Annotated in this window: 17 protein-coding genes and 1 tRNA gene; 14 read left to right on the top strand and 4 right to left on the bottom strand. The window is 33.3% G+C overall.

Features of this window, described 5'->3' with window-relative positions:
* Nucleotides 1-200: 200 nt before the first annotated feature.
* Nucleotides 201-1241: a Gfo/Idh/MocA family oxidoreductase gene (locus E0I26_RS01190; protein WP_131914675.1), complete on the bottom strand. Its 1041-nt coding sequence runs from the start codon at nt 1239-1241 to the stop codon at nt 201-203.
* A gap of 381 nt (nt 1242-1622) precedes the next feature.
* Complete coding sequence (locus tag E0I26_RS01185) at nt 1623-2690, bottom strand: NADH:flavin oxidoreductase/NADH oxidase (RefSeq protein ID WP_131914674.1); 1068 nt, start codon at nt 2688-2690, stop codon at nt 1623-1625.
* Between the two features lie 200 nt (nt 2691-2890).
* Here E0I26_RS01185 and rseP point away from each other — a divergent pair, with 200 nt between their 5' ends.
* The 3 genes from rseP (at nt 2891) to E0I26_RS01170 (ending at nt 5876) form a co-directional block, all read left to right on the top strand.
* Complete coding sequence (gene rseP, locus E0I26_RS01180; protein WP_131914673.1) at nt 2891-4234, top strand: RIP metalloprotease RseP; 1344 nt, start codon at nt 2891-2893, stop codon at nt 4232-4234.
* Nucleotides 4235-4372: 138 nt separating this feature from the next.
* Nucleotides 4373-4446, top strand: a tRNA-Asn gene (locus E0I26_RS01175).
* A gap of 224 nt (nt 4447-4670) precedes the next feature.
* The gene (locus E0I26_RS01170) at nt 4671-5876 is read left to right on the top strand and encodes a site-specific integrase (RefSeq protein WP_131914672.1); all 1206 of its coding nucleotides are present in this window, start codon (nt 4671-4673) and stop codon (nt 5874-5876) included.
* Nucleotides 5877-5913: 37 nt separating this feature from the next.
* Here the strand turns inward: E0I26_RS01170 and E0I26_RS01165 are convergent, their stop codons facing one another.
* Complete coding sequence (locus tag E0I26_RS01165) at nt 5914-6159, bottom strand: helix-turn-helix domain-containing protein (protein ID WP_131914671.1); 246 nt, start codon at nt 6157-6159, stop codon at nt 5914-5916.
* A 360-nt stretch (nt 6160-6519) separates the two neighbouring features.
* On the opposite strand from E0I26_RS01165, the gene E0I26_RS01160 reads away from it, so the two are divergent.
* Entirely contained in the window at nt 6520-6879 is a 360-nt protein-coding gene (locus E0I26_RS01160) for a hypothetical protein (protein WP_131914670.1), read from the top strand.
* Between the two features lie 64 nt (nt 6880-6943).
* Here the strand turns inward: E0I26_RS01160 and E0I26_RS01155 are convergent, their stop codons facing one another.
* Nucleotides 6944-7177, bottom strand: coding sequence for a helix-turn-helix domain-containing protein (locus E0I26_RS01155; protein WP_131914669.1), 234 nt, complete (start codon nt 7175-7177; stop codon nt 6944-6946).
* Between the two features lie 121 nt (nt 7178-7298).
* On the opposite strand from E0I26_RS01155, the gene E0I26_RS01150 reads away from it, so the two are divergent.
* The 10 genes from E0I26_RS01150 (at nt 7299) to E0I26_RS01105 (ending at nt 14171) form a co-directional block, all read left to right on the top strand.
* Nucleotides 7299-8081, top strand: a complete 783-nt coding sequence (locus tag E0I26_RS01150) for a hypothetical protein (protein ID WP_131914668.1) — start codon at nt 7299-7301, stop codon at nt 8079-8081.
* 36 nt (nt 8082-8117) lie between these two features.
* Nucleotides 8118-8459, top strand: a complete 342-nt coding sequence (locus tag E0I26_RS01145) for a hypothetical protein (RefSeq protein WP_131914667.1) — start codon at nt 8118-8120, stop codon at nt 8457-8459.
* Between the two features lie 67 nt (nt 8460-8526).
* Complete coding sequence (locus tag E0I26_RS01140; protein ID WP_131914666.1) at nt 8527-8736, top strand: hypothetical protein; 210 nt, start codon at nt 8527-8529, stop codon at nt 8734-8736.
* Between the two features lie 95 nt (nt 8737-8831).
* The gene (locus E0I26_RS01135) at nt 8832-9269 is read left to right on the top strand and encodes a hypothetical protein (RefSeq protein WP_131914665.1); all 438 of its coding nucleotides are present in this window, start codon (nt 8832-8834) and stop codon (nt 9267-9269) included.
* A gap of 15 nt (nt 9270-9284) precedes the next feature.
* A complete protein-coding gene (locus E0I26_RS01130) occupies nt 9285-10295 on the top strand; it encodes a tetratricopeptide repeat protein (RefSeq protein WP_131914664.1) in 1011 nt (336 codons plus the stop codon).
* Between the two features lie 208 nt (nt 10296-10503).
* Nucleotides 10504-10848, top strand: a complete 345-nt coding sequence (locus E0I26_RS01125; RefSeq protein ID WP_235831695.1) for a hypothetical protein — start codon at nt 10504-10506, stop codon at nt 10846-10848.
* A 113-nt stretch (nt 10849-10961) separates the two neighbouring features.
* A complete protein-coding gene (locus E0I26_RS01120; protein ID WP_131914662.1) occupies nt 10962-11852 on the top strand; it encodes an AAA family ATPase in 891 nt (296 codons plus the stop codon).
* A complete protein-coding gene (locus tag E0I26_RS01115; protein WP_131914661.1) occupies nt 11836-12819 on the top strand; it encodes a DUF3871 family protein in 984 nt (327 codons plus the stop codon). The genes E0I26_RS01120 and E0I26_RS01115 overlap by 17 nt, the downstream gene beginning before the upstream one ends.
* A gap of 57 nt (nt 12820-12876) precedes the next feature.
* Entirely contained in the window at nt 12877-13140 is a 264-nt protein-coding gene (locus E0I26_RS01110; protein ID WP_131914660.1) for a hypothetical protein, read from the top strand.
* 188 nt (nt 13141-13328) lie between these two features.
* Nucleotides 13329-14171 (top strand): hypothetical protein, encoded by an 843-nt coding sequence (locus E0I26_RS01105; protein ID WP_131914659.1) that lies wholly within the window; start codon nt 13329-13331, stop codon nt 14169-14171.
* Nucleotides 14172-14222 lie beyond the last annotated feature (51 nt).

Genomic DNA, 14222 nt, shown 5'->3' with positions numbered 1-14222 from the left:
AAATTTAATTTATCAAAATTACAAAAAGCAATCGTTCATTACGTCAAAACAACATATCTATCAAAAAATACAACGTTATTGTTTATAAATTCGATTGTCGGTAATGGATTTATAAAATAAAAAGGCCGCAGATTCACTGATTTAATACATTCATAAAATCAGTGAATCTGCGGTCAAATTTTTATGTTACCAAATAAATGCTACAAATCAATCACTTTCTTCTGGGCACTGCTTTGTATAGCGGCTTCAATAATTTGCATCACATGAACCCCATCTAGTGCCGTTACCGGTTCAATAGCATCCTGTGTAATTGAATTGTAAACGCCATCAAAAAAGTCATAATAATTCCCTTGAAGTGTTGGTATATTTTCAATTAAGACGTCATTATTAATCTCCGTATGAAGAATACCTTCTTTACTCTTAGCTTCTTTACCCCAAGTGTCGAGGTTTGGTTTTTTTCCAAGTTTCAAATCGTCTTCCTGTACATCGCCACGTGCTTTCAGGAAAGATCCTTTTTTACCATGTACCACAAAAGACGGAATGGCTTCGCGCACAAAAAATCCGGCTTTTAATCGGACACGGAAATTGGAATAATACAGTAAAATATCAATGTAATCATCTACCAAGGAATGCTCCCGTGTGATGCGAATATCTGCAAAAACCGATTGAGGCAAACCAAACAAACACAAGGCCTGATCAATTAAATGAGGTCCTAAATCTTTCAGAATCCCAGCACCCGAATTAGCCGTTTCTTTGTGTTGTTTTGGACTTAAAATCGGATTATAACGATCAAAATGGAATTCGGCTTCCACAATTTCGCCAAGTACATTATCCGAAATGATTTTTTGCACGGTTTTGAAATCGCTGTCCCATCTCCTATTTTGGAAAACGGCCAGTTTCAATCCTTTTTCTTTGGCCAAAGCCGCTAATTCCTGTGCTTGGGCAACAGTTGTGGTAAATGCTTTTTCGACCAAAGCATGTTTCCCGGCCAGTAACACTTTTTTGGCATATTCATAATGTGTATTTACAGGAGTATTTACGACCACCAGATCAACATCATCTTCCAACAACTCTTCCATCGTGGCGTAACTTTTCACGGAAGGATAATCTTGATGGATTAATTTTTTACTTCGTTCCCAAGAACCAATCAGTTCAAATCCGGGATGGAAATTTAAAAAAGGAGCATGAAATACTTTTCCTGACATTCCGTAGGAAAGCAAAGCAGTTTTAATTTTTTGCATGGTATTATTTTTCAAATTATTGGCGTGTTCATTTTAAACATATAAGCCATATAAGTTTTTAAAATTTAAATGAGTAATGAAGTTCTTGTCACATCTTTTCTTTCCAAAATAGGAAAAGAAATTTGTTTTTTTAAACATGTAAGGAATATAAGTTCACAGAAGAATTAGAATGTCTTTAAACAGTACCACTTTACACTTTTTAAAAGTAAAACTTATATGCCTATTTATTTCGAAATTTAAACATATAAGTCATATAAGAAATCTTACATACTTACTTAATACTGTTTTATACTATCTAAAAGTAAAACTAATATGACCTTATAGGATTCAAAAAATTTAGCTCCTTAGAAAAAACTTATATGGCTTATATGTTTTAAAACCTTACTTTTTAGCTCTTTCGTATTGTTTTGGCCATTGGATATCCGCATTCAACTCTTTGGCAAATTTCAGCCCTAAATTTGGATTTCTAAGGGATTCTCTGGCAAATAATACTATATCTGCTTTCCCTGAAGCAATAATTCCCTCAGCCTGAATGGCTTCGGTGATTAAACCAACTGCGCCAGTCATCATTCCGGTTTCCTTTTTTATACTTTCCGCAAAAGGAACTTGGTAATTTGGACCCAACGGAATTTGTTGGTGTGAGACTAATCCTCCCGAAGAAACATCAATCAAATCCACTCCTTTTTCATTTAGTATTTTCGAAAGTTGCACCGATTCTTCAGCATTCCAGCCGCCTTCCGCCCAGTCCGTAGCCGAAATTCTGACGAATAAAGGCAAATTTTCCGGCCATTCTGATTGAACTGCTTCGACTACTTCAAGTGTCAAACGGATTCGGTTTTCGAAACTTCCTCCGAATTCATCGGTTCTGAAATTTGACAAAGGCGAAAGGAACTGATGCAACAAATATCCGTGAGCGGCATGGATTTCCAGTACTTGAAAACCCGCTTGAACGGCTCTTTGTGTGGCTGATTTAAAGTCGGAGATTACTTTTTGAATTCCCGTTTTGTCTAATGCAATAGGTGTTTTTTCGTTGTCATGATATCCCACAGCACTTGGTGCTATGGTATCCCAACCACCTTGCGTTTCGTCTAATTTTCTACCTCCGTTCCATGGTGATGCGGCACTTGCTTTTCTTCCGGCATGCGCCAATTGGATTCCGGGAACTGAATTCTGACTCACAATAAAACGATTAATCTGCTCCATTTTTTCGATTTGTTCGTCTTTCCAAAGTCCTAAATCCTCTGGAGAAATTCTGCCTTCGGGAGAAACCGCAGTCGCTTCCTGGATGATTAATCCCGCTCCTCCGCTGGCACGACTTCCCAGATGTATGAGATGCCAATCATTGGCAAACCCATCTTGAGCAGAATATTGGCACATTGGAGAAATAACAATTCTATTTTTAAGCAAAATGCTTTTTATTTGGAGTGGTGAAAACAATTTGGATGACATAGACTTGATTTTAATGTATTTTTAAGTGTAGATAAAAGAAATATCCGCTTTAGAAAAGTAAAGTTAAGGGACGGAAGCCAAACTAGGAATTGAATTTCCATTAATTAACAAACATTTAAAATGGTATGGAACAATTATTGTAAAATAAACAAATAGAAAACCTTACTTTTGTGAGTCATAAAAAGAACTAAAATTAAAAAATGGACATAGTTATCAAGCTTTCTCAATTTTTATTGAGCTTATCATTACTTATTATACTTCACGAATTAGGACATTTCATTCCTGCTAAACTGTTTAAAACCAGAGTCGAAAAATTCTACCTATTTTTTGACGTTAAATATTCCCTTCTAAAAAAGAAAATTGGCGAAACTGAATACGGTATCGGTTGGTTGCCTTTGGGCGGTTATGTGAAAATTTCCGGAATGATTGACGAAAGTATGGACAAGGAACAAATGGCTTTGCCACCGCAACCATGGGAATTTCGTTCTAAACCGGCTTGGCAACGTTTGATTATTATGTTAGGCGGCGTTACTGTCAACTTTATTTTGGCATTCATTATTTATATCGGAATGGCATTTGCTTATGGAGATACCTATATTGCTAATGAAGATTTGAAAGACGGTCTTTTGATCGAGAGTCCAGTTATGAATACTGTCGGATTCAAAACTGGCGATCACATTGTATCTGTAGATGGTGAAAAAATTGTCAAATTTGATAATGATCTTACTATGAAAGTTATCATGGCAAAAGAGGTGCTGATAGAAAGAGATGGAGCTCAGCAAGCGATCAAAATGCCTAATAATTTTGTGGACCAATTATCAAAACAGGGAAAAAGCACATTGCTGGATATCAGAAGACCTTTTGTTATAGGATCTGTTACTGATGGATCTAAAAACACTGCATTACAGCCAAAGGATATCGTCGTTGCGCTTAACGGACAACCAACAAAATATTTTGACCAAGTAAAAACGGTTTTGGAAAACAACAAAAACAAAACGATTACAGCTACTGTTTTAAGAGATCAAAAAGAAGTTCAAGTTCCTATTATTATTTCTAAAGAGGGAAAACTTGGCGTTCAACCGGGAGGATTAGGAATGGAATCATTAGAAAAACTAGGATACTACAAAGTAAGCAAGCAGGAATTTGGTTTCTTGGAATCCATTCCGGTAGGAATTACAAAAGGAAAAGATCAATTAGTAGGCTACGGAAAACAATTGAAAATGATTTTCAGTCCAAGTACGGGCGCTTACAAACAAGTAGGTGGTTTTAAAGCCATATTCGACATTTTTCCTAATACATGGAGCTGGCAAGTTTTCTGGAACATCACCGCTTTATTATCAATTATGCTTGGTGTAATGAACTTATTGCCTATTCCGGCACTTGATGGTGGTCATGTAATGTTTTTATTATATGAAATCATCAGCGGTAAAAAACCAAGCGATAAATTCTTAGAGAATGCGCAAATGGTTGGTTTCGTATTACTTATAACACTGTTATTATTCGCTAACGGAAACGACATTTACAAGGCAATTGTAGGGAAGTAAAAAAAATTGAAAAAAGTTTTATTTTTGCTTGCAGAAATCAAATTAAGCCCTATCTTTGCACCGCTTTACAAGTGAAACACACCTCACTAATAAGCACCCAAAAACGTTCATTCAATACCAGAATAAAAATATACAGTTTCCTTCTTAGCTCAGTTGGTTAGAGCATCTGACTGTTAATCAGAGGGTCCTTGGTTCGAGCCCAAGAGAGGGAGCTTTTTAAAAAGACTTTACAGCAATGTAAGGTCTTTTTTGTTTTTAGGCTATAGTGAAAGCAGTATTTCGTGTGATTCTATTGAAAAAGGAATTTCAATAGGTTGACAACTTTGACAGGTTTTTTACAAATAAAGGGTGACTATAAGGTGACCATCTAAATTTTAAAGGTGACCCCCATTTTACTGATTGTTATGCCAATTGTTTAACTCAAACACAATTGGAAATGAACCAAAAAAAGGTGACCATCTTATTCGTAATAAGTGGCGTAAAGACAAACTCTAAAGGACTATGTCCCCTTTATTGTAGAATCACTCTTAACAAAGAGCGAAAACAATTCTCTACTGGACTATTTGTAAACCCAAACTACTGGGAAAACAAACTTCAAAAAGTAAGCGTACAAGACACAAACTACAAATTTATTAATGCTCAGATTGAACAAGTCCAAATTAAGATAAACAACATTATTTTGGTATTTCAACTTCAGGGCGAAGATTGTACTCTTGACAACATCTACAAAACATTCGTAGGTGTAGAAATCAAAAAGAAGGAATTTGTCCTTTCCTACTACAAACAGTATCTAGCCAGAATTAAAAAACTAGTAGGTTTAGAAATCAAAGACAACACCTATAATAAATTCGTTTATGTGGGAAACCATTTAGAAGCATTCCTGAAATGGAAATTTAAAAAAACAGATTTTCCTTTAGAAGAATTGAGTTTACAATTTTTAGATGATTTTGATTACTATTTAAAGACAGAGAAGAAACAAGAACAAATTACTATCAACAAAACCATTCAAAGGCTTAGAACCCCAATAAAACAAGCCATTTCAGAAGGATATTTAGACAGGGATCCTTTTATACTTCACAAGTCCAAAACAGTTCGTAAAACCGTTATATTCCTTACTACTGAAGAACTCAAAACCGTTGAAGAAACAGTATTACAACAAAAGAGATTAAGCGTCATTCAAGACTTATTTATTTTCTGTTGTTACACAGGGCTAGCGTATAACGAAATGACAAATCTTGAAAAGCAGAATATTCAGATAGGTTTTGACAGCATTAACTGGATTCAGATGAAGAGAGAGAAAACACAGCGTCAAATCTCCATTCCAATTCTGCCAAAAGCACAAGAAATTATTGAGAAATACTCAACCGATAGTAACCACATATTCCCACCAATAAGCAATCAAAAATTCAATTCTTATCTCAAGGAAATTTCAGCTATAACTGGAATTGAAAAAAGATTGACGCACCACATTGCAAGAAAGACATTTGCTTCTACTGTCTTGCTTTACAATGATATTCCAATGGAAATTGTATCAGAACTACTGGGTCACTCAAACATGGTTATTACACAGGAAAGTTATGGTAAGGTAGTGCAGAATAAAGTTAGTGAAGCGATGGCTAATCTAAAGGACAAATTAAAATAGCACAGAATGAGTCTAACGCATTTAAAACGTTTTAGGCTCATTTCTCATTTAAAATATTTATTCCTTCAAAAATTTTATTTACATCTATACCCAAAGCAAAACAGAATCTCAATAGTAAATCAACAGTCATTCTTTGTTCATTTCTAAACACTCTTCTTACGGTAGTTTCTGAACATAGTGCTGCTCTGGCAAACTCAGATTTATTACCATCGAATTTTACAAGGAACTCTTTGTATATCCTTTTGACTAATTCATGTTCTATCTGTTCAAGATGCTTCTGCATTGAGCAAAGAAAACAAATGACTAAATCAAAATTCTCTTCACCTATCGACTTATAAGTCGAAAATTAAATTAGATTTGTGTAATGATATAAAATCGGTGAATCATGTAATACACTAATCTAAAAGTGCTGAAGAAAGTCCTTGTTAATAATCTAAAATAACAGCGGTTTATTTTACAGAATGTGGAAACCCGTAATGGAATGATTTGAAAACAAATTACTTTGCCAACAAATCACTAAAAGTGGGTATTGTGAGCAGGAAGTATTACGCCTTCCTTTGTTAGCAAATGACCATTCCTTTAAGCAAAAAAAGACGTTTTATCACAATCCCAAATTATGAAAAAAATATTATTATTACTAATTATGCTAGTATCAGTAACTATGTTCTCGCAATACAACAGAACTTACACATATAGTCTCTACATAAATGCTCCAGAAGGAGTGATGCAAAATGAAGCGCATTACGTCAAAACTGTTGTGAGTATTTACAAAAAAAAGAATATAGAATACTTAACTATATCAAGAGAAGAAAGCAAAGCGACGTATCTAGTGACCAGTAAATTACAAATAAAAGGTGATGACGGAAGAGACACGAACATTTTCTATTACTTGATGACCATGGACGGCAAGAAGAAAAAAGCTTCTTTTATGGTGGAAGGGAGTCCATATGTAGGCGGAGATCTAGTTACGGGTAACTTTCATTTATTGCTTTTTAAAAAATAAACCATGAAAAAATCACCGTAAAAGACACTATTAAAAGTAGTATAGGTTTGTTTTGAATTTAAAATTAAGGAGTGTCAAAAAGGAATAATTGAGAAATATCAATTTTTAAGGTTTTGGAAATTGCATACAAAGTTGTAACAGAAGTATTAATAACGCCTCTTTCAATTCTGCTGATTTGGGAAATTTCGACACCTAGTTCATTTGCAAGCTGTTCCTGAGTGAAACCTTTTGCTAAACGGAGTTCTCGAAGTTTTCCACCAAAGCTAATTAATATTCTTTTTTTTTCTTGATTATCCACGAAATAAAATTCGAGGAATTAAGTTATTATTCAGTAGGCAGATTTGCCTATATTTGAAACATAGAAACAACAACGGGGATGCTGAAAACTGTACAGAGTAGGCAATATTTTTAAATAAATTATGAAGAATCTAATTTTTGTTTTATCATTCGCATTTTTGTTTTCGTGTTCTAAACCAGAAGATAACCAACCTAGTAATTCAAATGTCAAATTATTAAAATCGGTAACAGAAACTGGGGAGACATACGGTGGTTTCAGTTCCTACCATTATGAGAACAATATTCTAACCAAAGTTAATTACGGGGAATTGAACAATTACATGGCTATCCAACAGCTAGGTTATGAAAACAAGAAACTAATTAAAATTGCACATGATGATGACTATGCTAAAGGCGATGTAGTAAATCCAGAGGATTTCTCATACAACTATAATTTAAATAGTTATCCTGTAGAAACAATATCGTACATGACTAACAGCATTTTTTACAAATCGATTTACAGAGATTATATCTACAATTTAAACAGTCAAAAACAAATTACTAGTATCATCGAAAACAACTCTCTAAGCAATGAATTTGTATACAATAATACTCAGCTTACAAAACAAAAACATCCCGGCAGTAATCCATACGAATACACATTCACTTTTGACGACAAAATAAACCCCTTCAATGTCCTGTATACAAAATTTGGATTGCTAGACGATTACATCTGTCCGCTATTAGGTCGTAATTATCTGTATCATTTTTTATCTCCAAACAACATCAAAGAAGTTTATAAAAACGGGGTTTTAATTTACAGTTTTATTTATCAATACAACGATGAGAATCAACCTATATCAGTAGTTGCGTATGATTACTCCAATAGTAAAACTCATCAATACGCATACACTTACACAAATTAATTTTAAAATTAAAGAATAACTTAAACAAAGGTAAAAGTGATTTGGCAACAAACATCAATAGAAAAAATTAAGACTGAGTTGGTTTTATCATGTATCAATAATGACCCTGAATCATTTTTACCTTTTCTAATGTTAGCGGAGGTAGAGACAGAAGCACCTAATAAAAAGGATTTTTATCAATTTTTTAAAGGAATGATAAATCAAGCTCATGAGAGTTCTGAAGGAAAACTGACTTTAAAAATAGAACAGCCCACTTTGGACACAGATAAAGAAGTGCTTAATTATAACTTTTATGACAATACCCATAAATATCCCCTCCTGTCAATCGTAGTTAAAGAAAACAACAATCTAATGTATTTAGGCGTAATGCCCTTTTAAGATAAATTAAAGTCACTTTGATAAAACTAAAATATAAGAATTACTCAATAAATACTTAAAAAGAATTATGGCAGAAGAAAAAAAAGACATTAGCGGATGCGCAAAGATTGGTGTTATAGCAATCATATTACTATTCTTATTACCACTATGGGGTTTGTCTGGAATGATGCATGGCGAGAGCTTTATGGGAGGTATTGGAGAGAGTATTGGTGCTTGGATTGTTTTAATTGTGGTTGGTGCGGTTGGCTATGGAGTATATAAGACGTTTAGTAAGTAATTGCGGATTATTTAACCTCATTATTAAAAAAACCAATTTCAAGAACAGAGATGCTGAAAACTGTACAGAGTAGGCAGGAAACAATTTATAGTAAGATGAAAAAATTAATTTTAACAATGACCTTTTTATTAGTAACAACTTTAAGTTTTTGTCAAAATCAGAAGATAACCTACTCAAAAGATTATTCCGGAAATACTGTTGCTAAAGATGAATATGGCAATGTCATAGCTATTGCTTCAACCGATTATTCAGGAAAACTGGTATGGAAAGACAAATACGGAAATGTTATTAAAACTGAATCAGAAGATTATTCAGGTAGAACAGTGACAAAAGACCAATACGGGAATACTCAAACTACAAAGTCGAAAGATTATGCAGGAAATACAGTAGAAAAAGACCAATATGGGAATGTACTTTATACGTATTCAAAAGATTATTCTGGAAATACCGTAAAAAAAGATAAATACGGAAATGTACTTGGAACCTACAAAGAAGACTATTCTGGAAATTTAGTGTTTTACCCAAAACAATAATACAAATCAAAAAAAATGAAAAAAATAATCACATTACTACTCTTAATATCAGTGATATCGACATACGCTCAAAATAGATATAGCACAATATCTACCTCTACTTATACCCCTATGACACGTAGTGAAATAATGTCTGTTCCAATGGCTCTTCAGGCTAAATACAATGAAAATCAAAAATATTTATATCATTTAAAAAAACGGGTACTTGAATTAAAAACTGTTATTAAAGAAGAGCCTTTTTTGGGGAGATTAAACGGAGAATACGGTGTTTTAACCTCAATGGAAGATGAAGATTTGGCTCGTGCCACAAAAGTCTTAAACCAAAGAGAAATAGGAATAAATGAAATTATTACAGAATATAATTTATTCGTTTCAGAGCAAAATTCTAAAATACCAGCAACTCAAAATTTACCTGAGAATCAAAATCCACCTGAGAGTCAAGACTCACAAACAAATGAAGTTGAGGATTTTTTGAATGAAGGTAATGAGCATTATGAAAATGAAGATTATTCAAAAGCAATTTTTAGTTATTCAAAATACCTTGAAAATGAACCTAATGATACTGATGCTATTTTCATGAGAGCATTAGCAAAAAGTGAAATTGGAGATAAGTACGGAGCTATTAGTGACTATGATAAAATATTGTCAATGGAAGGAAAGGTTAGTCCTCAAAATTATAAATTTTCAACCGTTTATAACAATAAAGCTTATTGTTTGGTAGAACTAGGAAGCTATAAAGCAGCATTACCCCTTGTTGAAAAAGCTTTGCAATTAGATAAAACGGAATGGTTTATTTGGGATACTAGAGCTGAAATACTCTTGAATCTAGGACAATTAGACAAGTGTATTTCTGATTGTACTAAAGCAATAAACATTGAGCCAAATGGAAATTCTTATCTGGTTAGAGGATTAGCTCGTATTAAAAAAGGAGAGAAAACTAAAGGTTGTCAAGACTTATCAAAAGCCGGGGAACTTGGGGAAACAATAGCTTATCAAAAAATTAAAGAAAACTGTAACAAAAAATAAAGTAACTTTTAAGAAAGTATATCGCGCAATACTTTTTTCAATACTCCACTATGCATATTAAAGAGTTTTTTATCTTACTTAAACCCATTCAAAAAATTATTTAATTTTTTTTTAAAGTCATACGCTTAGTATACCACACATTCACCCCCTACACTTTTTATAATTTGGGATATGCCCGTCAATGTTTAATCTTAAAATTATAAAAACTATGGTTACAATTGTAGATTACAAAAAATATCAAAGAGAGAATGGGGAAACTTTCTATGCTCTTGAAGTACAAGGAGGAATTGAATCTGTAAAAAGTAAAGAAACCGGAAAGACTTACTTTACTGCGCGAACAACTAAAGTACCGTGTACGTTTAATGAGCCAACCTGTAAAGCATTAATTGGCACTCAAATGCCCGGAACGATAAAAAAGGTAACAGTTGACCCCTATGAGTTTACCATCAGGGAAACTGGTGAGATCATTAAAATGTCCCACAGATACGAATATCTTTCAGAAGAAGAAAGCATCGTAGAAAGCAATGTGCTGAAAAATGAACCGGTGTACTAAAAACACCTTCACTATAAATTAATTAAGGAACTCTCAAAAGGAGTTCCTTTTTTTTTATAACAATAATTTATTATGTCGAATAACGACCAATAACAACATCAAATAACATCAGCATGAAACTACAAAAAGCGGAAAGAAACCAAGTAAAATTAAGACTGGGTTTAAGCGGAGCAAGTGGCTTTGGTAAGTCTTATTCAGCCTTGCTATTAGCTTACGGAATCACTAACGATTGGACTAAAATAGCTATAATCGATACTGAAAACAACAGTGCCAGTCTTTATTCTCACTTAGGAGATTTTAACGTACTGTCATTAAATGAGCCATACGCTCCAGAGCGTTATATTCAAGCCATTGAGGTTTGTGAAAAAGAAGAAATTGAAGTAGTTATAATTGACAGCATTACACACGAATGGTCAGGAAAAGGAGGTTGCTTGGAATTACATGAACAGCTTGGAGGAAGATTCCAAGATTGGGCTAAAATAACTCCACGACACCAAGCCTTTATCGATAAAATACTTAATTCAAACTGTCACGTGATTACTACGGTACGACGCAAAACGGATTACAGTCTTGACAAAGATGGCAACGGTAAGACTAAAGTAATGAAGCTAGGCACAAAGGAAATTACAAGAGACGGCTTCGAATATGAGCTGACAGTAAATTTCGAGCTTATAAATGACAATCATCTTGTGACCGCTTCTAAAGATAGAACTGGTTTATTTTCTGGCAAACCTGAATTCGTCATTAATTCATCTACAGGAACGAAACTTATTGAATGGTGTAATCTGGGGATTTCAGTTGAAATAGCTATGTCTGAAATTAATGCTTGTGAGAATATTGAGGGATTGAAGCATGTTTATTCCAAATATCCTTCGCTTCAAAAGCAAATTCACAGTGCAATTATGAACAGAAAAAACCAGATAGAAAACATCGCTAGTCACCTAGTCGATGAAAAAGAAATTGTAAAACCATTAATTGAAGAGAACCATGGAATTAGTACTTAATAGTAGCATCAACGAGCATTTAGTAGATGAAAACGAGATAATAAACAAACCATCAAGTAGTTTTATAGAAGCGAATACTGAAATAGTCAGTTTAGACCATTTGGAAAAAGATTGTATCATTCCTGTGTTTTCAAAAGACAACGAGTCAACAATCAGTCATTTCCAGTTTGTAGATAAATGCCAACAAATAATTCAAAAATTACTGCCTGGTGTACTTCAGAAAACACCTGATATTAGAGTTAGCCACGTAGTAAAAGGAAGAATTCCATCAGCAATCGGAAAACCTGCAAAAGATCTTGAAGAACACGAAAAAACAATCTATTACGAGCGATGTGCCTTCATTATAGACTTACCATCAACAAAGCAAATTGTTAATGGAAATGAGCTCACATTGAGTATTGGTGGGGTACGAGCCTATAATCAGGAGAACCTTTATAGCAAAAAATCGATGGAGAAATTTAAAGTTTTTATAGGCTTCAAGAATAAGGTTTGTACCAACCTGTGTATCAGTACAGATGGTTTTTCGAATGAAATCAGAATTTCCTCTATACATGAGTTAGAAGACAAAATGATTGAACTTTTCTCTAATTACAAGAGAGACAATCACCTTAAAATGATGGAAAGGATGATTGAATACAAGTTGTCTGAAACGCAATTTGCGCATCTAATTGGGAAATTCAGAATGTTTACGCACTTAGACAAGCACACACAGAAGCCAATCTTCCCAATTTCATTGAATGACAGTCAGATAAACAATATTGTGAAAGACTATTACCAGTGTCCCAACTTCTCAAGAAGTCCCGATGGTTCGATAAGTTTCTGGAATCTGTACAACTTATTTACGGAAGCCAACAAATCCTCTTACATCGATAATAACCTAGAACGTAATGTCAACGCATACGAACTAATCAATGACCTAGGTAAATCTATCCAAAACAACATTCCCAATTGGTTCCTACATTATTAATCATAGCTCTTTTGCTAGGTAAGGAACACTTTACGGGAGGTAGAGAAAGAAGAAATTATGGAAGACCATGAATTAGCAGATGTGCTACAATACAGCTCGCCTAAAGAACTTTATGTAATTACCTATTACAATGCACTCAAATTACTTTTTTGCCCTTTCAAAGTCAAGGTGTTATCCGATGTGGGAATGCTTAGAAAGGGACAATTAGTATGGGTTAGCGAAGTTAAAGTCACGATTGAATTAAAAACAATTTTTATAATAAACGGGAATGCTTACCATTATCACTCTTTCGAAATCCTTATTGAGGAATTTACAGAGTAGCTATTATAAAACAAGGAGTTATGCTGAATTTCGATAACCAACTTTTGAGACGGTTTCTCCTTTATCAATAAAACCACTGAAAAAGCTTTTGTACAAATTGAAAACGGAGAGATTCTGTCTCTCCATTTTTTATCTCATTAAAAAACGATTAATATTGTAAAACTAAAACTTTAATGCTACAAGCCAATATGCAACTTGATAAATTAATCGCCGATCTTAAGGAATTTAAAAAACAGGATTATTTAGTGAAAGAATTCTATGAGGAGTATTGCAATTTAAATAACAGGGAGGACGATGGTAGTTTTGAAGAATTAGTTGATTTTTCATTTACTACATTACTAAAAACTTCCTCAGACACTATAACTAATACTGAGACCATAACTTTTAATGGCTTTAAGCTACAAAAGTTTAAGTCAAAAACGAAACTAGTTATTAATGAGTTTGAAAAGCTAACTGAATTAGAAAGAAACAACATTTGTCAACACTTTATCTTAAGACTTAAAGAAGTACTCAAAGACTTCTATAAAGACCCTGAATTCAAGCAATATGTAGTAGAATTAAACACTGTCATTGAAAAATTAAACGATGATTATTTAAATTTTAAAAACAAAAACACAAAAAACAATTCTTTCAAGTACATAGACGGTACAAAGTATAACAAAATAAGTAAAATTTTTGATTGGTTGAAAAAAGAAAAATTAATTGACATGCAAACAAATCCTTTAGATTTTGAGCGTGTTTTTCAAAACAAACCTATTGAGAAATTAATTCAATGGATTGGCACCACAAGTGATCTCAAGTACTTTATACAGATAATTAACAATTCAAAATTTGAATTTGAAGATAATGGAGATCAAAAATGGCGTGTCGCTGTAAAATGTTTTTCAAAAACAAAGAAGAGGTCATTTGAAAAAATCGATTCAGAAAACTTAAGAACTTATAAAGTTACTAAAACTACTAAACTTAAAATGGATTCTTTAATTGTGAACGAATTCGTCGCAAAGCATCTTTTAACTGAGAAATTCAAATAATAAAATATTGCTTATACTGCGCAAACAAAATATTTAAATTATTTCTTTTCT

The organism is Flavobacterium rhamnosiphilum (assembly GCF_004349195.1).
GTDB lineage: Bacteria > Bacteroidota > Bacteroidia > Flavobacteriales > Flavobacteriaceae > Flavobacterium > Flavobacterium rhamnosiphilum.
This window is presented reverse-complemented; position numbering and strand designations above follow the sequence as displayed.

Bases quoted from the DNA above. Each gene is read 5' to 3' on its own strand.
- E0I26_RS01190 (WP_131914675.1), bottom strand. From the start codon at position 1,241: ATGCAAAAAATTAAAACTGCTTTGCTTTCCTACGGAATGTCAGGAAAA.
- E0I26_RS01185 (WP_131914674.1), bottom strand. From the start codon at position 2,690: ATGTCATCCAAATTGTTTTCACCACTCCAAATAAAAAGCATTTTGCTT.
- rseP (WP_131914673.1), top strand. From the start codon at position 2,891: ATGGACATAGTTATCAAGCTTTCTCAATTTTTATTGAGCTTATCATTA.
- E0I26_RS01170 (WP_131914672.1), top strand. From the start codon at position 4,671: ATGAACCAAAAAAAGGTGACCATCTTATTCGTAATAAGTGGCGTAAAG.
- E0I26_RS01165 (WP_131914671.1), bottom strand. From the start codon at position 6,159: ATGCAGAAGCATCTTGAACAGATAGAACATGAATTAGTCAAAAGGATA.
- E0I26_RS01160 (WP_131914670.1), top strand. From the start codon at position 6,520: ATGCTAGTATCAGTAACTATGTTCTCGCAATACAACAGAACTTACACA.
- E0I26_RS01150 (WP_131914668.1), top strand. From the start codon at position 7,299: ATGAAGAATCTAATTTTTGTTTTATCATTCGCATTTTTGTTTTCGTGT.
- E0I26_RS01140 (WP_131914666.1), top strand. From the start codon at position 8,527: ATGGCAGAAGAAAAAAAAGACATTAGCGGATGCGCAAAGATTGGTGTT.
- E0I26_RS01135 (WP_131914665.1), top strand. From the start codon at position 8,832: ATGAAAAAATTAATTTTAACAATGACCTTTTTATTAGTAACAACTTTA.
- E0I26_RS01130 (WP_131914664.1), top strand. From the start codon at position 9,285: ATGAAAAAAATAATCACATTACTACTCTTAATATCAGTGATATCGACA.
- E0I26_RS01125 (WP_235831695.1), top strand. From the start codon at position 10,504: ATGGTTACAATTGTAGATTACAAAAAATATCAAAGAGAGAATGGGGAA.
- E0I26_RS01120 (WP_131914662.1), top strand. From the start codon at position 10,962: ATGAAACTACAAAAAGCGGAAAGAAACCAAGTAAAATTAAGACTGGGT.
- E0I26_RS01115 (WP_131914661.1), top strand. From the start codon at position 11,836: ATGGAATTAGTACTTAATAGTAGCATCAACGAGCATTTAGTAGATGAA.
- E0I26_RS01110 (WP_131914660.1), top strand. From the start codon at position 12,877: ATGGAAGACCATGAATTAGCAGATGTGCTACAATACAGCTCGCCTAAA.
- E0I26_RS01105 (WP_131914659.1), top strand. From the start codon at position 13,329: ATGCAACTTGATAAATTAATCGCCGATCTTAAGGAATTTAAAAAACAG.